Source organism: Streptomyces sp. NPDC052012 (genome assembly GCF_040689265.1).
Classification (GTDB): Bacteria; Actinomycetota; Actinomycetes; order Streptomycetales; family Streptomycetaceae; genus Streptomyces.
In genome coordinates this window covers 31,058-54,014 of record NZ_JBFAXA010000001.1, presented here as the reverse complement: position 1 = coordinate 54,014, position 22,957 = coordinate 31,058, and the positions used below count along the sequence as shown (strand labels likewise).

Sequence of the window (22,957 nt, the reverse complement as noted above, 5' to 3'; positions counted from 1 at the left end):
TGATCGGCTGAGTGGTCGGGGTGGCGGGATTTGAACCCACGGCCTTCCGCTCCCAAAGCGGACGCGCTACCAAGCTGCGCCACACCCCGTCTGGTGCGACACGTAGGGTACATGCCGCCGGGCGGCGGGGCCGCCGCATTTCCGGGGCGTACCGGGGGTGTCGCCGGCGGCCGGGAAACGGGGTGTGCGTGGAGCGGGGGCGACCCGCTACGATGCCTGTCAGTGCCGCGGTCGTACGACCCGCGGCGCGCGCTGTGCGGGCGTAGCTCAATGGTAGAGCCCTAGTCTTCCAAACTAGCTACGCGGGTTCGATTCCCGTCGCCCGCTCTGAACGGCTCAGGGCCGGGTCGAAGATCACTCCTTCGACCCGGCCCTGATCGTTTTCAGAACTGGATCGAGTTGATCGTCTCGGCTATCGAGTTCAGGAAGCGCTGGATGTCGTCGGCCATGCCGGTGGAGGCGAGGAAGAAGCCGAAGAGGACCGCGACGATCGCGGGGCCCGCCTTGATGGATCCGCCCCTCAGGAGCACCACAAGGATGATCGCCAACAGCAGCACCACAGACAGTGAAATGGCCACAACTGATCACACCCTCGGTCGGTCCGCTCTCCCGGCCCGGGGACGCGACCCCGCGCACCCCGCCAGAACCATCGTGCCACCAACAGGGCCGCCTCATGCGGCGGGTGACGCATCGTTCGACCCGAGGTGGCCGGTCCCGTGTACGGGAGCCCGCGCGTTCGGGGCAACACCGCTGTCTCGCACGGCAATTCGAAGCGCCACCCGCACAGGGAATTCGACCGGATCGTTTCCGTATCAACACAACGCGTTCGCAGGTATTTCGAATTGCCGCCGCCGACCCCTCAACGGGCCCGCCGACGGGCCGTGAAGGCGACGGAAGGGGACATTCCGTCGGAGTCGCCTGCTGGACTTATGCGCGGTTTAGTCCGGATGAATCACGACAAGCGTGGCGTCATCGGGCGGTACCGGAGGGCTCAGCCGCCTTGTGTTCCCTGTGCGTTGGCGCGCGTCGGCGTGTGTCGGCCATCACGCCGACAGGGCCGCCGACTTTCCTCAATCAGGGGTACCCGAGCCGAATAACCAGTAATGACGTCGGGCGTTTTACGAATACCCGAACACGACGCTAGGGTGCCTCAGATGTTCCACGCTGCCTCGTCCCCCGCAAGCGCAGCGAGCTCTCCGTTCCCCTCCCCCGGTTCGATGTGGGAGGGCCGGTGACGAACTCGCTGCGACCGTACGGCAACCGCAGAACGCCGCTCCCCCCGGCGCAGTCGCCGGCGCCCGGAGTGCCGAGCCCGCGCACCCCGGGCTCGAGTACCCCGGGCTCGAGTACCCGGGCCCACCGCAGCGACCGGGCCGCACCCTCCGGCAAGCAGCGCGACGCGTTCTTCGACAACGCGAAGTACCTGGCGATCGTGCTGGTGGCCATCGGTCACGCCTGGGAGCCCCTGAAGGGCGACAGCCGCACCCTCGAAGCCGCGTACACGGTCGTGTACACGTTCCACATGCCGGCCTTCATCATCATCTCCGGCTTCTTCTCGCGCAGCTTCGACATGCGCCCCGACCGGCTGCGGCGGCTGATCACCGGTGTCGCCGTGCCGTACATCCTCTTCGAGACGGCATATCCGCTGTTCAAGCGGTTCATCGACGACGACCCGCAGCAGGAGGTCAGCCTCCTCGACCCCTGGTACCTGACCTGGTTCCTGTGCGCGCTGTTCGTCTGGCGGCTGACCACGCCGATCTGGAAGGCGGTCCGGCACCCGCTGCCGCTGGCCCTCGGCCTCGCCATGCTGGCCAGCGTCACCCCGGAGATCGGTGACGACCTCGATCTGCAGCGCGTGCTGCAGTTCCTGCCGTACTTCGTGCTCGGTCTGTGCATGAAGCCCGAGCACTTCCACATGGTGCGCCGCCGCTCCGTGCGGATCGCCTCGGTGCCGGTGTTCGCGGCGGCGCTGGCCGTCGGCTGGTGGGCGGTGCCGCGGATGAACACCGCGTGGTTCTACCACCGTGACGCCGCTCAGGAGCTGGGCGCGCCCTGGTGGGCCGGGCCGGTCATGGTCCTGGCGATGTTCGGCTGCTCGCTGCTGCTGACCGCCTGCTTCTTCGCCTGGGTGCCGCGCCGCCACATGTGGTTCACCGCGCTCGGCGCGGGCACGCTGTACGGCTACCTGCTGCACGGCTTCGTGGTGAAGGCCGGCGACTACGAGGGCTGGTTCGAGCACTCCGCGTTGCAGGGGCCGCTCGGCGCGATCGCCGTGACCGTCCTCGCGGCCGCGCTGGTGACGCTGCTGTGCACCGGGCCCGTACAGCGGGTCTTCCGGTTCGCGATGGAGCCGAAGATGGAGTGGGCGTTCAAGCGGGACGCCGCCGAGCTGGCCCGCGAACGCGAGCGGAGCGAGCAGCGGCAGCCCCGGGAGAAGGTCTCCGCCTGACGCGGAGCCTCCCAGGCCCTAGGCGCGTTCGTCCCCCGACACCAGGCCGAGGAGTGTGTGCATGCGCGCGTACTTCTCGGTCAGGCGTGTGCGCGTCGCCTCGTCCAGGGCGGCCAGACGCGCCGGGTCGGCGTTGTGCGCCAGGTCCGCCTGCTTCACCAGCAGCGCGCCCGGGGTGGCGAGGATGCGGGCCGCGTACGCCTCCGGCGGCTCCCCCGCGCGCTTGGTGACCGCGAGGACGATGTCCTTGGTCCGCCGGGTCAGCGCCGCCTCCTCGAGCCACCGGTGCGACAGCTTGCCGTCCTCGACCGCGTCGTGCAGCCAGGCCGCGGCGATCTGGTCCGCGTCGCCGCCGCGCGCCCGTACGCCCTCGGCGACGGCCCGCAGATGCTCGGCGTACGGCCGGCCCGCCTTGTCGGTCTGGCCGGCGTGCGCGGCGCGGGCGGTGGCCTCGACCTCGGCCGGCGTCATCGGGGTCATCGGTGTGTCCGTCACCCGTACAGTCTCTCCCGGAGTGCGGGCCCAGGGGGTGTCCGCCTAGGTCAGCGGGGACCGTTGGCCGTGGGGCCCTCGCGGCAGATCAGGAGCAGGGCGCGGTCGTCGTTGACGTCCTTGGCGACCGACTCGATCAGATGCCAGGCCGCTCCGTGGAAGCCGCCGGCGACATAGCGGTCGGCCTCGCCGGTGAGGCGGTCGATGCCCTCGACGATGTCCCGGTCGGAGGTCTCCACCAGGCCGTCGGTGAACAGCATCAGCACGTCACCGGGGCGCAGGGAGCCCTTCACCGGGTCGAACTGGGCGCCGTCGTACACCCCCAGCAGCGGGCCGTCGGCGGCCTTCTCCTCCCAGCGGCCGCTGCCCGCGCTGAGCTGGAGGCCCGGCGGATGGCCCGCGGAGTAGAGCTCGTAGTCGCCGGAGTCCAGGTCGAGGACGAGGTGGATGGAGGTGGCGAAGCCCTCCTCCCACTCCTGGCGGAGCAGATAGCCGTTGGCGGCCGGGAGGAAGGCGTGCGGGGGCAGGCTGCCGAGCAGGCCGCCGAACGCGCCGGACAGCAGCAGGGCACGCGAGCCGGCGTCCATGCCCTTGCCCGAGACGTCCGTCAGGACGACCTCGAGGGTGCGCCCGCCGTTGGTGCGGGCCGCGACCACGAAGTCGCCCGAGAAGGACTGGCCGCCCGCCGGGCGCAGCGCCATCTCGTGGTGCCAGCCGACGGGCAGTTTGGGCAGTTTGCTCTGCACCCGGATGCGTTCGCGCAGGTCGAACAGCATGGTGCCGCCGCGCCGCCAGGGCACGCCGACCCGGCTGCGGAACTGGGCGACGACCAGGCCGAAGAACCCGCAGGCCGCCACCACCAGCACCACGCCCGGGGTGACCCGGGAGGCGCCCTCGGTGTACGGGCCGAGCTGGACGGACTCCACGATCAGCGCGGTGGCCGCCGCCGCGTACAGGCCGAGCAGGCTGGCCGGGCGCAGCAGCAGTCCGCCGGCGACGATCGGCAGGACCAGCGCGGCCGGTGAGAACCACACGGAGTTGACGAGTGTCCCGGCCATGATCAGCGGGATGGTGAGGAAGAGACCGGCGAGCGCGATCCAGTCCGAGCCGTCCCCGCGGAAGTAGTCCACGGCGGCCCGGCGCACGCCGACGCGGGCCCGGTGCCACTGCTTCTTCAACCGGGCCGTGAACGTCTCGGCTTCCGCGCGCCGCTGTCGTCCTGCTGCCATTAGTTCGGGACCCTATCCATCGGACCGGCCGCTTGGCACGGGAGGCCCTGGTTGTCCCCCGTCCGGGGACCGACTTCACAGTGAACTTCACGGAACGCCGTCCCGTGGCCGGCCGGGAGAAATTCCCTCGCTCGTCCCGCATTGCCCTGATAGGCATGGGCCCATGGGGAATGAGCGGACGGTCTCGGCAAACGGACTTCGGGTATTGACCCGGGACGACTGGGACAAGTGGTACGGGACGCTGATACGCGCCTTCGGTGGAGTTCCGGAATCGGACGAGGAGCGGGAACTGTGGAACTCCCTGACCGAGTTCGACCGTTCTGTCGGGTTCTGGGACGGGGACGACTGCGTGGGGACGGCGGGTGCGTTCACGTTCCGGCTGACCGTGCCCGGCGGCGCTGCCGTGCCCGCGGCGGGCGTCACCATGGTCGGCGTGGCCGCCACGCACCGGCGGCGGGGTGTGCTGACGTCCATGATGCGACGGCAGTTGGACGACGTGCGGTCCTGGGGCGAGCCGCTGGCGGTGCTGACCGCGTCCGAGCCGGCGATCTACGGCCGGTTCGGGTACGGGGCGGCGGCCTTCCAGCTGGACGCCGAGATCGACACCAGCCGGGTGACCCTGTCGACACCCGACGGCACGGATGACGTACGGGTGCGGTACGCGGCGCCCGCCGACGTCGCCGAGGAGTGCCAGGCGGTGTACGACCGGCTCGTGCCCCGGCGGCCGGGCATGCTGACGACGCTGCCCGGCTGGGAGCGGGTGCCGCTGCTCGATCCGGAGAGCGACCGGGACGGGGCGTCGCCGCTGCAGTGCGTCGTCGGGCGGCGGGACGGCGAGACGGTGGGCTACGCGCGGTTCCGGGTGAGGCCGGGGTGGGGGCCGGCCGGGCACGACGGCACGGTGGTCCTCAGCGACCTGGCCGCACTGGATCCGGCGGCGGACGCGGCGCTGTGGCGGTTCCTGTTCGGCATCGATCTGACGTCGACGCTGGTGGCGCGCAGGCGGCCGGTGGACGAGGCGTGGCAGCACCTGGTGTCCGACATCCGGCGGTGCCGTCCGTCGCTGCGGGACTCGCTGTTCCTCCGGGTGGTGGATGTGGGGGCGGCGCTGCAGGCGCGGACGTATCAGGCGCCGGTGGACGTGGTGTTCGAGGTGGAGGACGCGTTCTGCCCCTGGAACACCGGGCGTTGGCGGCTGAGCGGGGACACGAAGGGCGCGTCCTGCGAGCGGACCACGGACGCCGCGGATCTGGCCTTGTCGGTACGGGAGTTGGGTGCGGCGTATCTGGGCGGGGTGAGCCTCGCGGCGCTGGGGGCGGCCGGACGGGTGCGGGAGGTGCGGCGCGGGGCGCTGGCGGAGGCAGCCGTCGGGTTCGGCGCAGTCGGCGGGGTGGCGCCGTGGCTACCGTTCGGTTTCTGAGGGTGGCTCAGGGGCGGCGCTGGCAGGACGGGCACCAGAAGAGGTTGCGGGCGGCGAGGTCCGCGGTGCGGATCGGCTCGCCGCACAGGTGGCAGGGCTGGTTCGCCCGCCGGTAGACGTACACCTCGCCGCCGTGGTCGTCGACGCGGGGCGGCCGGCCCATCGCCTCCGGGGTGTGTTCGGGGCGGACCGTGTCGATGCGGTTGTGGCGGACGCCCTCGCGCATGAGCTCGACCAGGTCGGTCCACAGGGCGTCCCACTCGGCGGGGGTGATGTCGCGCCCCGCGCGGTACGGGTCGATGCGGTGCCGGAAGAGGACCTCGGCGCGGTAGACGTTGCCGACGCCGGCGATGACCTTCTGGTCCATGAGGAGCGCGGCGATCGTCGTACGGCTGCGGCTGATGCGGCGGTAGGCGGTAGCCGGGTCGGCGTCCGGGCGGAGCGGGTCGGGGCCGAGGCGGTCGTGGATCGCCTGCTTCTCGGGGTCGGTGATCAGGGCGCAGGTGGTGGGGCCGCGGAGGTCGACGTACGCGGTGTCGCCGGCGAGGCGGAGGCGGACGGTGTCCGTGGGGGGCGGTGCCGGGGCCGGGCCGAAGGTGACCTTGCCGAAGAGGCCGAGGTGGATGTGGATCCAGTCGGCGTCGCGGAAGCCGAGGAAGAGGTGTTTGCCGTGGGCGTCGGTGGTGTGGAGGGGCGTGCGGTCGAGGAGGGCGGCGGCGTCGGAGAACTTGCCCTGGGGGCTGGTGACGCGGAGGGGGGCGCCGGTCGCGAAGGCCGCGGCGTAGTCCTTGGCCAGCCGGTGGATGGTGTGCCCCTCGGGCATGGGTCCCCTTCTCTCCCTTTCCTCTCGCCCACCCACCCGCCCGACTCGGTGGGACGAGAGGCGGGCGGTCGGGGCGCTGTCAGTGCTCTGAGGTCGTGCGGCGGGCCCGCCTGCCCGCCCGGCTCGGTTCGCTGATCGGCGGGCGGGTCGGGCGCTGTCCGTGCTCTGAAGTGGTGCGGTGGGTCTGCCTGCCCGCCCGGCTCGGTGCGCTGAGGGGCGGGCGGGGGCTGTTACTGCTGGGGGTGGTGCGGGGGGATCGGGGGGAGGTCGCCGGTGGTCTCGTAGGCGGTGAGCATGTCGATGCGGCGGATGTGGCGCTCGTCCTTCGAGAACGGGGTGTTCAGGAAGGTCTCCACGAACTTCGTCGCCTCGTCCTGCGTGTGCATGCGCGCGCCGACCGCGACCACGTTGGCGTTGTTGTGCTGGCGGCCGAGTGCCGCCGTCTCCTCGCTCCAGGCCAGGGCCGCCCGCACGCCCTTCACCTTGTTCGCGGCGATCTGCTCGCCGTTGCCCGAGCCGCCGATCACGATGCCGAGGGCGTCGGGGTCCGCGGCGGTCCGCTCGGCGGCGCGGAGGCAGAAGGGCGGGTAGTCGTCCTGGGCGTCGTAGATGTGCGGGCCGCAGTCGACGGGGTCGTGACCCGCCTCTTTGAGCCACTCGACGAGGTGGTTCTTGAGTTCGTAGCCGGCATGGTCGGAACCGAGGTACACGCGCATGGTCCGAGTGTGACACGGGGGTTTGCGGGCAGGCGCGCCGGGTGTCGCGCCCGAAAACGTGAGGAGAATTACAGAACCTCAGGAAAACCTCAAGTAACGATTTGCTTTCGAAGGTTCCCCGATTCGACAGCCTCCGTTTCACTGGTCCAGCTCGTACACCACCGTGTGCGGGCTCCAGCTCCCCCGGCGCAAAGGAAATCCGTTCCATGACTTCGCAGCCGACCCTGACAAAGGCCGGAAGCGGCCACGGAGGCCCCGGCGAACCCGGAGGCTCCGGCCTGCAGGCCGGACTCAAGAACCGCCATCTGTCGATGATCGCCATCGGTGGTGTCATCGGCGCCGGCCTGTTCGTCGGATCCAGCTCCGGCATCGCGACCGCCGGCCCCGGCATCCTGCTCTCGTACGCCCTCGTCGGCACGCTCGTGGTGCTGGTGATGCGCATGCTCGGCGAGATGTCCGCGGCCAACCCGACCTCCGGGTCCTTCTCCGCGCACGCCGACCGGGCACTCGGACCCTGGGCCGGGTTCTCCATCGGCTGGCTGTACTGGTTCTTCTGGGTGGTCGTGCTGGCGGTGGAGGCGACCGCCGGTGCGGCGATCCTCGAAGGGTGGATACCGGCCGTCCCGCAGTGGGGCTGGGCGCTCATCGTGATGGTCGTGCTGACCGCCACCAACCTCGTGTCCGTCGGCTCCTACGGCGAGTTCGAGTTCTGGTTCGCCGGGATCAAGGTCGTCGCGATCGCGGCGTTCATCGTCGTCGGCGGACTGGCCGTCTTCGGCCTTCTGCCCGGTGTCGACAGCGAGCAGGCGGGCCTGGCCAACCTCACCGAGCACGGCGGCTTCCTGCCCAACGGCGCCGGCGCCATCCTCACCGGCATCCTGCTCGTGGTCTTCTCCTTCATGGGCAGTGAGATCGCGACCCTGGCGGCCGGCGAGTCGGAGGACCCGCAGCGGGCGGTCACCAAGGCGACCAACAGCATCATCTGGCGTATCGGTGTCTTCTACCTCGGCTCGATCTTCGTGGTCGTCTGTCTGCTGCCGTGGGACAGCAAGTCGATCACCGAGCACGGCTCCTACGTGGCCGCGCTGGACACCCTCGGTATCGCGCACGCCGGTCAGATCATGAACTTCATCGTGCTGACGTCGGTGCTGTCCTGCCTGAACTCCGGGCTCTACACGGCCTCCCGGATGGCCTTCTCGCTCGGGCAGCGCGGGGACGCGCCGAAGTCGTTCGCCAGGACCACGGAGCGGGGTGTGCCGCGGACGGCGATCCTCGTCTCGGTGGTGTTCGGCTTCGTCGCCGTGTTCTTCAACTACAAGTTCCCGGACTCCGTCTTCCTGTTCCTGGTCAACTCCTCCGGTGCGGTCGCGCTGTTCGTCTGGCTGGTGATCTGCTTCTCGCAGCTGCGGATGCGGAAGATCATCCAGGCCGAGGCGCCGGAGAAGCTGGTCGTGAAGATGTGGCTGTACCCGTATCTGACGTGGGCGAGTGCCGCGCTGATCGTGTTCGTGCTGGGGTACATGCTGACCGACACGGAGCACAATGGGCGGACGACGATGCTGCTGTCGCTGCTGGTGGCGGCGGTCGTGCTGGTCATCGCCGTGGTGAAGCAGCGGGTCGCGGGGCGGGCCGCCGCGGAGCGCGGCGCCGTGGAGCGGGACGACGTCTCCGTCGGCTGAAGGTTTGACTGACGCTCTCTGAAGGGGCCCGTGACGTGTGTTGCGGGCCCCTTCGGTGTGTCGCGGTCAGAGCACGGTGAAGCTCTTCTTCGTCTTCTCGTAGGTGCGCAGGGCCTCGTCCTCGATGGGGGGCTGGTACCAGGTGTTGATCTGGTACGACTTGCCGTCCTGGTTGAAGCCGAGGAGGCGGGCGTGCCAGGGGGTGCCCTTGAGGGTGAACGTGTACTCCCAGACGACGGCCGGGTGGCCCCGGAAGGTGGTCTCCTCCAGGCGGATCTTCCGGTAGTTCTGGCCCTGGTGGGCGTTGCGTTCGGAGGCCTGCCAGGTCTGGAGGAGGTCGCCGCGGGCGAGGGCGGACTTGGCGACGAGTTCCTGGCGGCCGTCGGGGGAGGTGTAGTGGACCTCGGCGCCGGTCTGGACGTCGCGGCGCCAGCCGGTGGGGGGTGCCCAGGCGAAACCGCCGGCTTCTTGGCGGGTGCCGGGTGGGAGGGTCGGGGGCCTTGAGGTGCCGTTGACGGTGGGGGTGGGGGTGGCTGTCGTCTTGTTGTTGCCCTCGGGGGAGCGGGAGGTGTCCGCGAGGAGGACGGCGAGGACGGTGGTCCCGGCGACGGCTGCGGCTGCGGCGGTGGCGAGCAGGGCGCGGCGGCGGTGCGGCTTGGTGGGGGCGGGCCGGGGGTGGGTCGCGCTGCCCGGCGCTGACGGGGTGCCGTCCGCGCCCGCCCTCCCCCGCTCTCGGCTTCGCTCGAGCGGGGGGACCCCCATCGCCCCAGCGGCACGACTGCCCGCGGGATGGACGGGATCGACGGGATGGGCCGGACCAACGCGGTGGGCAGGCTCGGTGGGCGGGCCGACCGCGGGGTCGACGGGATGCGCGGGACCAACGCGGTGGCCGGGCTCCGTGGGCGGGCCGACCGCGGGATCGACGGGATGCGCGGGACCAAAGGGGTGGGCAGGGTCTGCGGGTGAGCCGACCGTGGGAGGGACGGGGTGTTCCTCGCGGGTTGGGTGTGGGGGTGGGTGGGCTATGGGGTGGAGGGTGGAGGCGAGGGTGGTCAGGGTGGGGCGGAGCGTTGGGTCCTTGTGCAGGGTCGTCTGCAGGGTGACCCTCAACTCGTCGGGTGTCGGCGGGAGTTCGGGGTCCTCGTAGAGGACGGCGTGCAGGGTCGCCAGGGTGGTGGCGCGGGTGAAGGGGGACGTGCCGGAGAGGGCCGCGCAGAGGGTGGCGCCGAGGGAGAAGACGTCGGACGGTGGGCCCTGGGGGCGGCCGGAGACGCGTTCGGGGGCCATGTAGTCGGGGGAGCCGACGAGCATGCCGACCATCGTGAGGGCCTTGGCGTCCTGGATCGCGGCGATGCCGAAGTCGGTGAGCACGACCCTGCCGTCGCGGTCCACCAGCACGTTGCCCGGTTTGATGTCGCGGTGCAGGACACCGCGTGCGTGCACCTCACGGAGTGCGGCCACCAGGCCCAGGCCGATGCGGGCCGTGTCGCGCGGGCTCAGCGGGCCGTCCTCGGTGATGATGCGCTCCAGTGAGCGGCCGGCCACCAACTCCATGACGATCCACAGGCGTTCGCCCTCGTCGACCACGTCGTAGACCCGGACGACGTTGGGATGGTCGATCCGCGCGGTCGCCCGTGCCTCGCGCAGGGTGCGTTCGCGGCGCGTCCGGGAGTCCTCCGCGTCGATGCCGTCCAGGCGCATTTCCTTGACCGCGACCTGACGGTCGAGTATTTCGTCGGCGGCTCGCCACACCCGCCCCATTCCCCCCTGGCCGATACTCTCGCCCAACCGGTAGCGACCGGCCACCAATGTCCCTGGAATCCCGGCACTGTTGATATTCCCCGGCAATCCGCTGCACCCCCTCCGCATGGCACCGAGTGAAACACGACGGTCACACTTCAGGCGGTCCCAGCATAGTGCGGACAAATCTTGTGGTACCTCTTCGAGTACTGCGAATTCAGGCGCAGGCAAGGGGGACGAACATGAGTTCTCGTCGGACGACGAACGTCACCGGATCGCTGGTGGCAGCATCTTTCTCGGCGGTTCTGATCTTTTCCGGAACGGCCGTGGCGGAGGATCAGGGACCCGGGAGCAGCAAGGGGGGAAAGGCCGTCGACGAGGCGCCGGCGGGGGTCGAGCTGACCACGCTGCTGCCCGAGAAGATCTCCGTCGACAACAGCTCGAAAAAAACGGCGATTACGGCGACGGTGAAGAATGAGGGGAGCGCGGACAGCGGGAAGATCAGCCTTTTGGTCGTCGGGTTCGACGGACTGACCGTCAAGAACGTCCCGGGCTGTACTCGTATTGCCGAGGGAAGTCTTCCGGAAGGTTCGAACAGCGGTTTCAGTTGCCCGGTCGGCAATCTCGCCGCCGGTGCGTCCAAGTCGTACGCCGTGGACGCGACGTACGACCTGAGCAAGAAGGGGAAGATCTGTCTGCCCGTCCAGTCGGGGGACGGGAAGAAGACGTTCTGGCAGCAGGGGCCGGTGCCGTTCGGCACGACCAACCCCTCGCCCGACGCCCCGGCCACTCCCCTGCTCCTCGGGACCGACAACGAGCCGGTGAACCCGGGCGCGGACGAGCTGCCGAGGACGGGCCCGGTGCGTGAGCTGCTGCCGCTGGGCACGGCCGGTGCCGCGCTGCTCGCGGCGGGCGCGGCGGGACTGTGGTGGTCCGCGCAGCGGCGGCCCGGACGGCAGGCCGGCTGACACATGCGAGAGGCTCGCCGGTCCGTACGCCCGTACGGCCCGGCGAGCCTCTGCTCGCGGTCGTGCGCTCAGCGCTTGTCGACGAGCTTCCAGGCCGTGGGCAGCACACCCATCGCCAGGGCGGCCTTCAGGGCGTCGCCGACGAGGAACGGGGTCAGGCCGGCCGCGATCGCGGCGGAGGCGGACATGCCGGTGGCGAGGGCGAGGTAGGGCACGCCGACGGCGTAGATGATCGCCTCGCCGAGCACCATGGTGCCCGCCATCCGCCAGGCCGAGCGGTCGGCGCCGCGGCGGGCCAGGGCGCCCACGACGACGGCGGCCAGCAGCATGCCGAGGATGTAGCCGAAGGACGGCATCGCGATGCCGGACTTGCCCTCGGCGAACCACGGCACACCGGCGATGCCGGCCAGCGCGTACACGGCGAGGGAGAGCAGGCCGCGGCGCGCACCGAGGGTGGTGCCGACCAGCAGCGCGGCGAACGTCTGGCCGGTCACCGGCACCGGGGAGCCGGGCACGGGCACGGCGAGCTGGGCGGCGAGACCGGTGAGCGCGGCGCCACCGAGCACGAGGGCCGCGTCCCGGACTCGGGAGGCCGGGAGCAGGTCGGCGAGGACCAGACCGGTGCGGGCGGGTGTGGCGGCGACGGTGCTCATGGGGACTCCGCGGGGTGAGGACAGTTCGGGACACGGTGACGCTATCCCGGTGTGCTCGTGCCGATCACCGTCAGTGCTCGACAAAGGCTGGAACGCGCGATTGGTGGGCTTCGGACAAACAGTGGTGGCTACACCGAGGGGGAAGTGACCCGGGTCACTGAGCTGGGGAGGCTTCGCTCACTTGGGCCACCTTGGAGCGGACTGTAGGGTTTCACCAATCGGGTTCGCGGTCGGCGTCGACGCGTCCCGCACCGCCGGTCAGGGACCGGACACTGTGCGTCGGCCCGGTGTCCGTATGGTGAGCCGCCCCCGCCCGCGGCTGGTCCGGCCGCCCAGACTGGCGTCGTTTTGCCCGCCCCACGCCCCCCACGCATTGGACGAGCCGCGCCACATGCCCAGCACCTCTGTCGAAACGCCTCCGCAGCAGGACGGCGTCTCCCTCTCCCACGGTCTCAAGCAGCGCCATCTGTCGATGATCGCCCTCGGCGGGGTGATCGGCGCCGGTCTGTTCGTCGGCTCCGGCGCGGGTATCGCCGCGGCCGGTCCGTCGATCGTCGTCGCCTACGCCCTCTCCGGTGTTCTGGTGATGCTGGTGATGCGGATGCTCGGCGAGATGTCGGCCGCGTATCCGTCGTCGGGTTCGTTCTCGGCGCACGCCGAGCGGGCGATCGGGCCGTGGGCGGGGTTCACCGCGGGCTGGTCGTTCTGGGTGCTGCTGTGCACGGCGGTCGGCCTGGAGGGCATCGGCGCCGCGAAGATCGTCACCGGCTGGCTGCCGGGCACGCCCGAGTGGGCGTGGGTGGCGCTGTTCATGGTGGTGTTCTGCGGCACGAACCTCGCGGCGGTGAAGAACTTCGGCGAGTTCGAGTTCTGGTTCGCGGCCCTGAAGGTCGGCGCGATCACCCTGTTCCTGGTGCTCGGCGGGCTGGCCATCGCCGGTGTACTGCCGGGCACGGACTCCCCGGGGACCTCGCACCTCGGTGACTTCCTCCCCAACGGCGGCGAGGGGCTGGTGATCGGACTGCTCGCCTCCGTCTTCGCGTACGGCGGTCTGGAGACGGTGACGATCGCGGCGGCCGAGTCGGAGAACCCGGTCAAGGGTGTGGCGAGCGCGGTCCGTACGGCGATGTGGCGGATCGCGGTGTTCTACATCGGGTCCATGGCGGTGATCGTGACCCTCGTGCCGTGGGACTCCCCGGCCGTGGTGGAGAGCGGCCCGTACGTCGCCGCGCTGGACGAGCTCGGTATCCCGGGCGCCGGCCAGCTGATGAACGTGGTGGTGCTGGTGGCGCTGCTGTCGGCGATGAACGCCAACATCTACGGCGCCTCGCGCATCGGCTACTCGCTGGTGGAGCGCGGGCAGGGGCCGAAGGCGCTGGGCCGGGTGTCGGGCGGGGTGCCGCGGGTCGCCGTCCTGGCCTCGTCCGTCTTCGGGTTCGGGTGTGTGCTGCTGAGCTACTGGCGGCCCGACGACGTCTTCTCGTGGCTGCTGAACATGATCGGCGCGGTGATCCTGGTCGTCTGGATCTTCATCGCGGTCTCGCAGCTGAGGCTGCGCCGCCGGATGGAGCGGGAGGCGCCTTCGAGGCTGGTCGTGCGGATGTGGGCGTTCCCGTATCTGACGTGGGTGGCGCTGGCCGGCATGGCGGCGGTGTTCGTGCTCATGGCGCGGGAGCCGGACACGCGCGTGCAGCTGTACTCGACGGGCGGGATGACGCTGGTCCTGGCGGCCGTGGGCTACGCCTGGCAGCGGGTGCGCGCCCGGCGCTGATCTTCTTTCGGCCTCGGCGAAGGCCCTCGCGTGGACGACACGCGGGGGCCTTTTTGCATGCCCCCGGCACCCGTGCGAGCCTTCCTGCTGCTAGCGTGCAGTTGCAAGTTCTTTGCAATAAGAGGTTCGGAGGGGACCCCGCCATGCCCGTCTACACGTTGCCCGACCTGCCCTACGACTACTCCGCGCTCGCCCCGGTGATCAGCCCCGAGATCATCGAGCTGCACCACGACAAGCACCACGCGGCCTATGTGAAGGGCGCCAACGACACGCTGGAGCAGCTCGCCGAGGCGCGGGACAAGGAGCAGTGGGGCTCGGTCAACGGGCTGGAGAAGAACCTGGCGTTCCACCTGTCCGGGCACATCCTGCACAGCATCTACTGGCAGAACATGACCGGCCCGAAGGACGGGGGCGGTGAGCCGCTGGCGCAGGACGGTGTGGGCGAGCTGGCCGAGGCGATCAGGGAGTCCTTCGGCTCGTTCGCCGGCTTCAAGGCGCAGCTGTCCAAGGCGGCGGCGACCACGCAGGGCTCGGGCTGGGGCGTGCTGGCGTACGAGCCGCTGAGCGGGCGGCTGATCGTGGAGCAGGTCTACGACCACCAGGGCAACGTGGGGCAGGGTGCGACGCCGATCCTGGTCTTCGACGCCTGGGAGCACGCGTTCTACCTCCAGTACCGCAACCAGAAGGTGGACTTCATCGAGGCGATGTGGCAGGTCGTCAACTGGCAGGACGTGGCCCGGCGCTACGCGGCCGCGAAGTCCCGCACGGACGTGCTGCTGCTCGCCCCCTGAGCACCGGGCGCGTTCCGTGAAGCGTCCTGCCTCGTGATCGTCTTCTCACCGTTCACCCGGCAGGCGGAAAGAAGAAACCCCCCGCGAGTGGGGGTCCCCCCTCTGGGGGAGTGACTCGCGGGGGGTTTCCGCACGTATGCTCCCCATTCCGGCAGACTTCGCGGAAGGTTCTCGGCGGCTGGTGCGGGAGGCGCGCGTGTTCGACGACAAGCACTGTCCCAACTGCGGCGGCAGCAAGCTGCACCGCTTCAGCAAGGTCGGCCGGGAGGAGGCGGCGTACATCAACGACAAGCGCGGCGCGCTGGACGGCCACGGCTGGTGGCGCTGCACCAACCAGACCCCCGAGGGGCGGTGCCTGTGGGTGCAGCCCCATGCGCACCAGGCGAAGGGCTTCAGCCTCCCGGAGTCCTTCCGGTGACGCCCGTCACAGGTTGCTGAAGTCCGGGCCCTTGGTGCGGGTGCGCTTGATCTCGTAGAAGCCGGGGACCGAGGCGACCGCGAGGGTGCCGTCCCACAGGCGGGCGGCCTCCTCACCCTGGGGGGCCGGGGTGACGACGGGGCCGAAGAAGGCGACCTCCTCGCCGTCGGCGCCGGGCACCGAGATGACCGGGGTGCCGACCTCCTGGCCGACCTTGTCGATGCCCTCCTTGTGGGAGGCGCGCAGCTCCGCCTCGTAGGGCGTCGCGTCCCAGTGCTCCATGAGCGACGCGGGCAGGCCGACGTCCTTCAGGGCGGCCGCGACGGTCTCCTTGCCGGGGCCCTCGTCGCGGTTGTGGATGCGGGTGCCGAGCGCCGTGTAGAGGTCGCCGAGCACCTCGGCGCCGTGCTCCTGCTGGGCGGCGATGACCACCCGGACCGGGCCCCACGCCTTGGTCTCGAGCAGCTCGCGGTACTCCTCGGGCAGCTCGTCGAGCTTGTCCTCGTTCAGCACGGCGAGGCTCATCAGATGCCAGCGGACCTCGATGTCCCGCACCTTCTCCACCTCCAGCACCCAGCGGGAGGTCATCCAGGCCCAGGGGCACAGAGGGTCGAACCAGAAGTCGACGGGCGTCTTGTCGGACATGTCTCTCCTCGCGAACCGGCGTCACAGCAGACGATCGTCCGGTCAACGCCGGGACTCGCCCCGGCCATTCCCGGGTGCCCGCCGTCAGGGGCACATGGCAGGATCGGTGCTGTCCACATCCTGAACACGAGCCTAGGGAGTGCCGCCCGTGCCCGGTGAGAATCTGACCCGCGACGAGGCCCGGGAGCGGGCCGCCCTGCTGTCCGTCGACGGGTACGACGTGTCCCTCGACCTGCGCTCGGCGATCGGCGAGGACGGCGGGACCGGGCCGCGGACCTTCCGCTCCGTCACCACCCTCCGGTTCCGCTGCGCCGAGCCGGGCGCGAGCACCTTCGCCGACCTGATCGCGCCGAGCGTGACGGCCGTCTCCCTCAACGGACGCGACCTCGACCCGGGCGAGGTGTTCGACGGCTCCCGGATCCTGCTGGAGGACCTCGCCGCCGACAACGAGCTGGTCGTCGACGCCCAGTGCGCCTACTCGCGCACCGGCGAGGGCCTGCACCGCTTCGTCGACCCCGAGGACGGCGAGGTGTACCTGTACACCCAGTACGAGCCGGCCGACTCCCGCCGGGTCTTCGCGGGCTTCGAACAGCCCGATCTGAAGGCCCCCTTCCGTTTCGAGGTGCGGGCGCCGGAGGGCTGGACGGTGTGGAGCAACGGCGCGGGTGAACTCACCGACGGCGTGTGGCGGTTCGCGGAGACCAAGCCGATCTCGACGTACATCACCTGTGTGGTGGCGGGCCCGTACCACTACGTGACGGACTCCTACGAGCGCGAGCTGCCCGACGGCACCCGGCTGCGCATCCCGCTCGGCGCCATGTGCCGCAAGGGCCTCGCACCGTACTTCGACGCCGACGACGTGTTCCTGGTGACCAAGCAGGGCCTGGACTTCTTCCACGAGCACTTCGACTACCCGTACCCCTTCGGGAAGTACGACCAGGCCTTCGTGCCGGAGTACAACCTGGGCGCGATGGAGAACCCGGGACTGGTCACCTTCCGCGAGGAGTTCATCTTCCGCGGCAAGGTGACACAGGCGTCGTACGAGGGCCGCGCCAACGTGATCCTGCACGAGATGGCGCACATGTGGTTCGGCGACCTGGTCACCATGCGGTGGTGGGACGACCTGTGGCTGAAGGAGTCCTTCGCCGACTTCATGGGCGCGTTCTCACTGGTCGGCGCCACCCGCTTCACCGACGGCTGGATCACCTTCGCCAACCGCCGCAAGGCCTGGGCGTACCGCGCCGACCAGCTGCCGTCCACGCACCCGATCACCGCGGACATCCGCGACCTGCAGGACGCCAAGCTGAACTTCGACGGCATCACCTACGCCAAGGGCGCCAGCGTGCTCAAGCAGCTGGTGGCGTACGTCGGCCAGGACGCCTTCCTGGAGGGCGCCCGGCGCTACTTCAAGCGGCACGCGTACGGCAACACCAGGCTCGGCGACCTGCTGTCGGTCCTGGAGGAGACCAGCGGGCGGGACATGGCCGCCTGGTCGCGGTCCTGGCTGGAGACGGCCGGGGTCAACTCCCTCACCCCGCAGGTGCTGCTCGGCGCCGACGGGCGGGTCGAGGAGCTGGCGGTGGTGCAGGAGGCGGCCGAGTCCCACCCCGAACTGCGCCCGCACCGGGTGGCGGTGGGCCTGTACCGGCGTACGGCCGAGGGTGCCCTGGAGCGGTACGCACGCGCCGAGGCGGACGTCGACGGGGCCCGTACGGTCGTGGCGGAGCTGGCGGGGGCGGACGCGCCCGAGCTGGTGCTGGTCAACGACGACGACCTGACGTACTGCAAGACCCGTCTCGACGACACCTCGCTGGCGACCCTGCGCGAGCACCTCGGCGCCCTGACCGATCCGCTGGCCCGCGCCCTGTGCTGGTCCGCGCTGTGGAACATGACCCGGGACGCGCTGCTGCCCGCCCGGGACTTCATCGGCCTGGTGCTGCGCTTCGCCGGGCGCGAGTCCGGCATCGGGGTGCTGCAGATGCTGCATGCCTGGGCCGAGTCGGCGCTGGTCCACTACGTGGCGCCGGACTGGCGGGAGGCCGGCGGCGCGCTGCTCGCCGAGGGTGCCCGGCGGGAGCTGGAGGGGGCCGCGCCGGGCAGCGAGCAGCAGCTGGCGTGGGCGCGGTTCCTGGCGCGGGTGGCGTCCACGCCCGGTGACCTCCAGCTGCTCCAGGATCTGCTGTCGGGCACGGCGACCGTCGAGGGGCTGGAGGTGGACCAGGAGCTGCGGTGGGCGTTCCTGGAGCCGCTGGCCGCGCACGGGGTCGCGGACGAGAAGGCGCTGGCCGAGGAGCTCGCCCGGGACGACACCGCTTCCGGCAAGCGGCACCAGGTGCGGTGCCTGGCCGCCCGTCCGTCGGCTGCCGTGAAGGCGCAGTGCTGGGCGCAGGTGGTGGAGTCCGACGCGCTGTCCAACGCGCTGGTGGAGGCGACGATCTCGGGCTTCGCGCAGGCGTCGCAGCGGGAGCTTCTGGCGCCGTACGCGCAGAAGTACTTCGCGGTGATCGAGCGGGTGTGGAGCGAGCGGTCGATCCAGATCGGGATGGATGTGGTGCGGGGGCTGTTCCCGTCGCTGGAGGATTCGCCGGCAACGCTGGAGGCGACCGACGCGTGGCTTGCTGCGCATGCGGATGCGGCGCCGGCGTTGCGGAGGCTGGTGCTGGAGGCTCGGGATGATCTTGCTCGGGCGTTGCGGGGGCAGGCGTGTGATGCGGCGGGGTGAGCCGGGGCGCCCAGTGGGGTGCTGCGACTTCGCCGTGGGCGGATGCGGGTGCGTTGTGGCCTGTCGCGCCCCGCGGCGGAGCCGCGCATCGAACACAGCCCCGCGCCCCTGAGGTGTTCGACGACCGTTACCGGATTCGTGCCCTTTGAGCCGTAACCCCTGGGCCTCACCCGAATGGACCAGGGGTTTTCGGCATCCGAACAAGCGTCCTTTAGTGCGGGCTTGTCCTTGTTTGTCGACGGGCTTGTAACAGGGGTTCGGAGGCGGGCCGGGCGCGGGAAATTGCCGGGCATGAACCACAACACCCCGCTCTCCCCCCGTCCCCTGCACCACCTCGCCGACGGCCGGCGTCGCGTCATGAGCACCGCGCAGCTGCGCCGGCACGGCGTCCCGGCCGCGGAGGTCAACGAGCAGTGCCGCCCCGGCGGCCCCTGGCAGCAGCTCCTGCCCGGGGTCGTCCTGCTCCACCCCGGGCCGCCGACCAGCGAGGAGCGGCTGCACGCGGTGCTGATGTACGCGGCGCGGGAGCGGACCGCCGGCGTCCCCGAGCAGCCCGGCCGGGACGACGCCCCGCCGCCCGTGTACACGGAGGCGATGATCACCGGCCTCGCGGCGCTGACCCTGCACGGCTTCGCCTCCGCTCCCCCGCTGCCGTCCCTGGACGCCTTCGACGTCCTCGTGCCCCGGCTGCGGCGGCTGCGGTCGACGGGCTGCGCCCGCATCGTCCGTACCCCGGCGCTGCCCACAGCCGTGCAGGTGACCGGCCTGCCGGTGGCACCGGTGCCGCGGGCGCTGGCCGACGCGGTGGCGCGGCTGCAGGACGCGGGCACGGTGCGCCGGCTGCTGACGGAGGCGGTGCGCGGCGGGCACTGCGAGGCGGCCGCGGTGGTGCGGGAGCTGACCGAGGCGCGGCTGCTGAACCGGCCGCACATGGTGGACGCGGTGGACTCGCTGGTCGCCGAGGGCCGGGCGATCGCGGAGAACCGGCTGTACTGGATGGTGCGCGAGTACGACCTGCCGGACCCGGTGTGGAACGTCGACCTGCGTCTGCCGGGCGGCCCGCACCTCGGCGGCCTGGACGCCTACTGGCCGGACCATGCGGTGGCCGTGGAGCTGGACACACGAGCGCCGCGCCAGGACGACGACGCCCTGTGGTCGGAGTACGCCCGCAAGCGCGAGCACCTCGAACGCCTCGGCATCACGGTCGTCCACGTCACCCCGCGCAAGCTCCGCGACGCGATGGAGCAGCAGGCGGCGGTGATCCGCACGGCCCTGATGGCCGCGGCGGACCGCGAACCGGCGGCGTACGTCGTGGTGCTGCCTCGCTGAGCGGCCGTCCGGGGCTCGCCGTAAGGAGGGGAGAGGAGGGGCCGCCGGCGGGCGGCCCCTCCTCGTGTCTCTCTCCTTCGTCAGCTCCTTCTTCAGCTCTTCTTCAGCAGCAGCTCCGTGTTGCGGTCCTGCGGTGTGCCGGCCAGGTCGGTGCGGGCGCCGGGGGCGTTGAGGGAGAGTTCGCGGTAGAGGGAGGCGAGGCCCGTCTGGGAGAGGTCGGCGAAGTCGGTGCGGTGGGGGGCGGAGGACTCGACCAGGGTGGTGAACAGGGAGAGCGTGCCGTCCTTGTTGTCGACCAGCTCGATGACGCGGGCGAGTTGGGGGAAGTCGACGTGGGAGGCGGTGGAGATCTCCCAGAAGGAGTTCTCGGGCCCGGTGTGCGGGGTGACGGCGTTGCGGTGGATGTGGCCGTTGACCCAGGCGACCACGTTGCGGTGGCGGCCGAGGAGGGCGAGCAGTTCGTCGCCGGTGTGCCGCCGCTCGTCGGGGCGGGCCGGGTCGGGGTGGGTGTTGTCCATCGACGTGCTGGTGTGGTGGCTGAAGACGATGGCGTGGGAGTCCCGGTTCTTGCGCAGGGTCGCTTCCAGCCAGCGCAGTTGGGCCGTGCCGATGGAACCCTCGTAGTGGCCGCCGGGGTCGGTGGTGTCGAGGCTGATGCCGATCACCTCGTCGGCGATGCGGAAGGCGTAGTACTGGGTGCCCGTCTCCAGGTTGGCGGTGGTGTAGCCGTGGCCGGACGGGCCGGGCCCGTGGTGGGCCGGGTCCAGGTGGGCGCTGAGGTACTCGGTGGGGGTGAAGGGGGCGCGCCGCTCGTCGGGTGTGACGGGGCGCATGGCGCGGGCGTGGGCCTCGAGGAAGTCGCCGTACTGCACGCCCCGCGGGTCGGTGGCCTTCTTGATGGCCTTCTGCAGCCGGCGGGCCTCGGCCTCCGGTACGTCCATCAGCTTCCGGCCGCCGACGGCGAGGTCGGTGAGGCGGGAGTCGCCGTGGGAGGCGTAGCATCCGAGCGGCATGGAGTCGTGGTTGCCGACGGTGGAGTACCAGGGCAGGTTGAGGCCGGGGCTGGTCACCTCGCGGACGGCCGCGGCGAGGAAGCCGTCGAGGTGCGGGAAGCCGAGTCGCTTGTCGGCGTCGCGGACGGCGGTGTCGGGCTGCCAGTACTGCTGGAGGCCGCTGTTTTGGACGCCCTCGTAGTGACGCGGGTCGCCGGTGTTGGGGCGGATGCGGCCGCCGCTCATCACCGTCAGGTACCACTCCAGTTCGGAGCGGGCGTTGTTGTCCGTGTTGTCGCCGGTGGTCATCGCGAAGTGCAGCGGGGCGCCGGTGGCGGGGGCGCCGCGCAGCGCGTTGACCCGCTCCACCAGGGCGATGGCGCCCTGAACGGTCAGCGCCTCCTGCGGGCGCCAGGCGTGCACGTCGGTCGCGCGCAGGTACTCGAGGCGCAGCGGGTGCTGGGCGTCGATCAGGTGCAGGTCCGTGAGCTGGACGAAGGCGGTGAGCGCGGTGCGGCGGCCGGCGCGGCCGGCCCTGGGTTCGGCGAGCTCACCGCGCACCACCCGGCCCCAGGCCGGCCCGTCGCCGAGGCGCCGGTAGCCGGAGGTGCCGCGCGGGGCGGCGGTGGTGGTGAGGGTGGTGCCGCGCGTGTAGGGGGCGAGCGGGCTGGCCGGTGCCTGCCGGGAGGAGGCGAGGACGGTACCGCCCGTATCCGCGCCGGAGGCGGTGGCGGCGGCGGCACGGCCGGTGTTTTCGGGGCGCAGCGTGTATCCGACGCCGGCGGAGAGGGCCACGGCCGCGGTGGCGGCGAGGACGGAACGACGGTGGATCGACGTGGAGCCGGCGACTGAGCGTATGCGCGACATGGCGCTTGTCTCCCCGGGTGCGAACGCGTCGGCAGTGGTCGCGGGGCGCCCGTCGGACGGACGTCCCGCTCGTACCGGATGCTTGGCACCGGGAATGACCTGCGTGTGAACGCGACCGCAACGCGCAGCGCCGATCACCGTACGTGGATCTCGCAACCGACGAGGTGTCGACGCCCGCTCCCGCGTCGGCCGGGAACTGGTCACGCCGTGTTCACTTCAGACGTCGGATGGGACGGCGGCAGGGGCTCAGCTGAATGCGCGCCGGTAGGTCTGGGGGCTGACGCCGGTGGTGCGTTTGAAGCGGTCGCGGAAGGCGGTCGGTGAGCCGAAGCCGACCTGGGCGCCGATGCGTTCGACGGAGTGCTCGGTGGTCTCCAGCAGGTGCTGGGCCTGGCGGATGCGGGCCCGGTGCAGCCACTGGAGCGGGGTGGCGCCGGTGTGGTCGCGGAACCGCCGGATGAGCGTCCGGGTGCTGGTCCCGGCCTGGGTGGCGATGTCCGCGAGGGTGAGGTTGCGGCTCAGGTTGCCGCGCAGCCAGGTGAGCAGGTCCTCGAAGTCCGAGCCCTGGGGCGTGGGGGCGTGGTCGTAGCCGATGAACTGTGCCTGTCCGCCCTCCCGTTCGAGCGGCATCACCGACAGACGGGCCGCGTCGGCGGCGACCGCCGAGCCGTAGTCACGGCGGATCATGTGCAGGCACAGGTCCAGGCCGGCGGCAGCGCCGGCCGAGGTGAGGAACTGGCCGTTGTCGACGTAGAGCACATCGGGGTCGACGTCGACGTCCGGGTGGGCAGCGGCCAGAAGACCGGCCGCGCGCCAGTGGGTGGTGGCCCGCAGCCCGTCGAGGAGCCCGGTGGCGGCCAGCGGAAAGGTGCCCACGCACAGGGAGGCGATCCGCGTGCCCGCCGCGGCGGCCGACCGCAGCGCGTCACGTACCGGGGAGGAGAGCGGGGCAGTGGGGTCGGCGACGCCCGGCACGATGATCGTGTCCGCGTCCTGGAGGCACTCCAGGCCCCAAGGGGCACGCAGGGTGAAGGCGCCGGCGTCGATCTCGTCGCGTTCGGCGCACACCCGGACCTGGTAACCGGGCCGTCCGTCGGGCAGGCGGGTCCGGGTGAAGACCTCGATCGGGGTGGACAGGTCGAACGGGATCACCTGGTCCAACGCGAGAACGGCGACGGTGTGCATGGCAGGAATCTACCTGCTCAGCAGCTCCGTGAATCCGTACCGATATCCGGACAACCCCATGTCACAGC

19 protein-coding genes and 2 tRNA genes are annotated in these 22,957 nt (G+C 71.1%); 10 read left to right on the top strand and 11 right to left on the bottom strand.

Annotated elements, in window-relative coordinates; genetic code table 11:
* Nucleotides 1-12: 12 nt before the first annotated feature.
* Nucleotides 13-89 (bottom strand) — tRNA-Pro (locus AB0412_RS00255).
* Between the two features lie 167 nt (nt 90-256).
* Between AB0412_RS00255 and AB0412_RS00250 the strand changes: the two genes are divergently transcribed.
* Nucleotides 257-327 (top strand) — tRNA-Gly (locus tag AB0412_RS00250).
* Between the two features lie 56 nt (nt 328-383).
* Here AB0412_RS00250 and AB0412_RS00245 read toward each other — a convergent pair.
* Nucleotides 384-578: a hypothetical protein gene (locus AB0412_RS00245; RefSeq protein WP_123999966.1), complete on the bottom strand. Its 195-nt coding sequence runs from the start codon at nt 576-578 to the stop codon at nt 384-386.
* A gap of 653 nt (nt 579-1,231) precedes the next feature.
* On the opposite strand from AB0412_RS00245, the gene AB0412_RS00240 reads away from it, so the two are divergent.
* On the top strand, nt 1,232-2,449 hold the full coding sequence (locus tag AB0412_RS00240; protein WP_366400178.1) for an acyltransferase family protein: 1,218 nt from the start codon (nt 1,232-1,234) through the stop codon (nt 2,447-2,449).
* Between the two features lie 18 nt (nt 2,450-2,467).
* On the opposite strand, the gene AB0412_RS00235 is transcribed toward AB0412_RS00240, so the two are convergent.
* Complete coding sequence (locus tag AB0412_RS00235) at nt 2,468-2,929, bottom strand: HD domain-containing protein (RefSeq protein WP_366400787.1); 462 nt, start codon at nt 2,927-2,929, stop codon at nt 2,468-2,470.
* A gap of 62 nt (nt 2,930-2,991) precedes the next feature.
* Nucleotides 2,992-4,170, bottom strand: a complete 1,179-nt coding sequence (locus tag AB0412_RS00230) for a PP2C family protein-serine/threonine phosphatase (protein ID WP_366400177.1) — start codon at nt 4,168-4,170, stop codon at nt 2,992-2,994.
* Nucleotides 4,171-4,333: 163 nt separating this feature from the next.
* On the opposite strand from AB0412_RS00230, the gene AB0412_RS00225 reads away from it, so the two are divergent.
* Nucleotides 4,334-5,590: a GNAT family N-acetyltransferase gene (locus AB0412_RS00225; protein WP_366400176.1), complete on the top strand. Its 1,257-nt coding sequence runs from the start codon at nt 4,334-4,336 to the stop codon at nt 5,588-5,590.
* A 7-nt stretch (nt 5,591-5,597) separates the two neighbouring features.
* On the opposite strand, the gene AB0412_RS00220 is transcribed toward AB0412_RS00225, so the two are convergent.
* Nucleotides 5,598-6,413, bottom strand: a complete 816-nt coding sequence (locus AB0412_RS00220) for a DNA-formamidopyrimidine glycosylase family protein (protein WP_366400175.1) — start codon at nt 6,411-6,413, stop codon at nt 5,598-5,600.
* 230 nt (nt 6,414-6,643) lie between these two features.
* Nucleotides 6,644-7,129, bottom strand: a complete 486-nt coding sequence (locus tag AB0412_RS00215) for a ribose-5-phosphate isomerase (protein ID WP_366400174.1) — start codon at nt 7,127-7,129, stop codon at nt 6,644-6,646.
* A 206-nt stretch (nt 7,130-7,335) separates the two neighbouring features.
* On the opposite strand from AB0412_RS00215, the gene AB0412_RS00210 reads away from it, so the two are divergent.
* A complete protein-coding gene (locus AB0412_RS00210) occupies nt 7,336-8,808 on the top strand; it encodes an amino acid permease (protein ID WP_366400173.1) in 1,473 nt (490 codons plus the stop codon).
* A 66-nt stretch (nt 8,809-8,874) separates the two neighbouring features.
* Here the strand turns inward: AB0412_RS00210 and AB0412_RS00205 are convergent, their stop codons facing one another.
* Nucleotides 8,875-10,677 (bottom strand): protein kinase, encoded by a 1,803-nt coding sequence (locus AB0412_RS00205; RefSeq protein ID WP_366400172.1) that lies wholly within the window; start codon nt 10,675-10,677, stop codon nt 8,875-8,877.
* 113 nt (nt 10,678-10,790) lie between these two features.
* Here AB0412_RS00205 and AB0412_RS00200 point away from each other — a divergent pair, with 113 nt between their 5' ends.
* Complete coding sequence (locus AB0412_RS00200) at nt 10,791-11,516, top strand: hypothetical protein (protein WP_366400171.1); 726 nt, start codon at nt 10,791-10,793, stop codon at nt 11,514-11,516.
* Nucleotides 11,517-11,584: 68 nt separating this feature from the next.
* Here AB0412_RS00200 and AB0412_RS00195 read toward each other — a convergent pair whose 3' ends face one another.
* Nucleotides 11,585-12,169, bottom strand: a complete 585-nt coding sequence (locus AB0412_RS00195) for a biotin transporter BioY (protein ID WP_366400170.1) — start codon at nt 12,167-12,169, stop codon at nt 11,585-11,587.
* Between the two features lie 391 nt (nt 12,170-12,560).
* Between AB0412_RS00195 and AB0412_RS00190 the strand changes: the two genes are divergently transcribed.
* From AB0412_RS00190 to AB0412_RS00180, 3 genes are all read left to right on the top strand, one after another.
* The gene (locus tag AB0412_RS00190) at nt 12,561-13,940 is read left to right on the top strand and encodes an amino acid permease (RefSeq protein WP_366400169.1); all 1,380 of its coding nucleotides are present in this window, start codon (nt 12,561-12,563) and stop codon (nt 13,938-13,940) included.
* Nucleotides 13,941-14,083: 143 nt separating this feature from the next.
* Nucleotides 14,084-14,731: a superoxide dismutase gene (locus tag AB0412_RS00185; RefSeq protein WP_366400168.1), complete on the top strand. Its 648-nt coding sequence runs from the start codon at nt 14,084-14,086 to the stop codon at nt 14,729-14,731.
* A gap of 196 nt (nt 14,732-14,927) precedes the next feature.
* Nucleotides 14,928-15,149 carry a hypothetical protein gene (locus AB0412_RS00180; protein ID WP_366400167.1) on the top strand — a complete coding sequence of 74 codons (222 nt, stop codon included), beginning with the start codon at nt 14,928-14,930 and terminating at the stop codon, nt 15,147-15,149.
* 6 nt (nt 15,150-15,155) lie between these two features.
* Here AB0412_RS00180 and AB0412_RS00175 read toward each other — a convergent pair whose 3' ends face one another.
* Entirely contained in the window at nt 15,156-15,794 is a 639-nt protein-coding gene (locus AB0412_RS00175) for a DsbA family protein (RefSeq protein WP_366400166.1), read from the bottom strand.
* A 148-nt stretch (nt 15,795-15,942) separates the two neighbouring features.
* Here AB0412_RS00175 and pepN point away from each other — a divergent pair, with 148 nt between their 5' ends.
* Together pepN and AB0412_RS00165 are read left to right on the top strand one after the other, a co-directional pair.
* Nucleotides 15,943-18,516: an aminopeptidase N gene (pepN, locus tag AB0412_RS00170; RefSeq protein ID WP_366400165.1), complete on the top strand. Its 2,574-nt coding sequence runs from the start codon at nt 15,943-15,945 to the stop codon at nt 18,514-18,516.
* A 291-nt stretch (nt 18,517-18,807) separates the two neighbouring features.
* Nucleotides 18,808-19,845, top strand: coding sequence for a hypothetical protein (locus AB0412_RS00165; RefSeq protein WP_366400164.1), 1,038 nt, complete (start codon nt 18,808-18,810; stop codon nt 19,843-19,845).
* Nucleotides 19,846-19,937: 92 nt separating this feature from the next.
* Here the strand turns inward: AB0412_RS00165 and AB0412_RS00160 are convergent, their stop codons facing one another.
* Both AB0412_RS00160 and AB0412_RS00155 read right to left on the bottom strand, forming a co-directional pair.
* Complete coding sequence (locus AB0412_RS00160; RefSeq protein WP_366400163.1) at nt 19,938-21,704, bottom strand: TIGR03767 family metallophosphoesterase; 1,767 nt, start codon at nt 21,702-21,704, stop codon at nt 19,938-19,940.
* A gap of 246 nt (nt 21,705-21,950) precedes the next feature.
* Entirely contained in the window at nt 21,951-22,889 is a 939-nt protein-coding gene (locus AB0412_RS00155) for a helix-turn-helix domain-containing protein (RefSeq protein WP_366400162.1), read from the bottom strand.
* Between the last annotated feature and the right edge of the window lie 68 nt (nt 22,890-22,957).

Excerpts from the sequence above, each read along its gene's own strand:
- AB0412_RS00155 (WP_366400162.1), bottom strand. The coding sequence starts at position 22,889 with ATGCACACCGTCGCCGTTCTCGCGTTGGACCAGGTGATCCCGTTCGAC.
- AB0412_RS00230 (WP_366400177.1), bottom strand. The coding sequence starts at position 4,170 with ATGGCAGCAGGACGACAGCGGCGCGCGGAAGCCGAGACGTTCACGGCC.
- AB0412_RS00165 (WP_366400164.1), top strand. The coding sequence starts at position 18,808 with ATGAACCACAACACCCCGCTCTCCCCCCGTCCCCTGCACCACCTCGCC.
- AB0412_RS00235 (WP_366400787.1), bottom strand. The coding sequence starts at position 2,929 with ATGACCCCGATGACGCCGGCCGAGGTCGAGGCCACCGCCCGCGCCGCG.
- AB0412_RS00220 (WP_366400175.1), bottom strand. The coding sequence starts at position 6,413 with ATGCCCGAGGGGCACACCATCCACCGGCTGGCCAAGGACTACGCCGCG.
- AB0412_RS00160 (WP_366400163.1), bottom strand. The coding sequence starts at position 21,704 with ATGTCGCGCATACGCTCAGTCGCCGGCTCCACGTCGATCCACCGTCGT.
- AB0412_RS00175 (WP_366400166.1), bottom strand. The coding sequence starts at position 15,794 with ATGTCCGACAAGACGCCCGTCGACTTCTGGTTCGACCCTCTGTGCCCC.
- AB0412_RS00195 (WP_366400170.1), bottom strand. The coding sequence starts at position 12,169 with ATGAGCACCGTCGCCGCCACACCCGCCCGCACCGGTCTGGTCCTCGCC.
- AB0412_RS00205 (WP_366400172.1), bottom strand. The coding sequence starts at position 10,677 with ATGCGGAGGGGGTGCAGCGGATTGCCGGGGAATATCAACAGTGCCGGG.
- AB0412_RS00210 (WP_366400173.1), top strand. The coding sequence starts at position 7,336 with ATGACTTCGCAGCCGACCCTGACAAAGGCCGGAAGCGGCCACGGAGGC.
- AB0412_RS00225 (WP_366400176.1), top strand. The coding sequence starts at position 4,334 with ATGGGGAATGAGCGGACGGTCTCGGCAAACGGACTTCGGGTATTGACC.
- AB0412_RS00215 (WP_366400174.1), bottom strand. The coding sequence starts at position 7,129 with ATGCGCGTGTACCTCGGTTCCGACCATGCCGGCTACGAACTCAAGAAC.
- AB0412_RS00200 (WP_366400171.1), top strand. The coding sequence starts at position 10,791 with ATGAGTTCTCGTCGGACGACGAACGTCACCGGATCGCTGGTGGCAGCA.
- AB0412_RS00190 (WP_366400169.1), top strand. The coding sequence starts at position 12,561 with ATGCCCAGCACCTCTGTCGAAACGCCTCCGCAGCAGGACGGCGTCTCC.
- AB0412_RS00185 (WP_366400168.1), top strand. The coding sequence starts at position 14,084 with ATGCCCGTCTACACGTTGCCCGACCTGCCCTACGACTACTCCGCGCTC.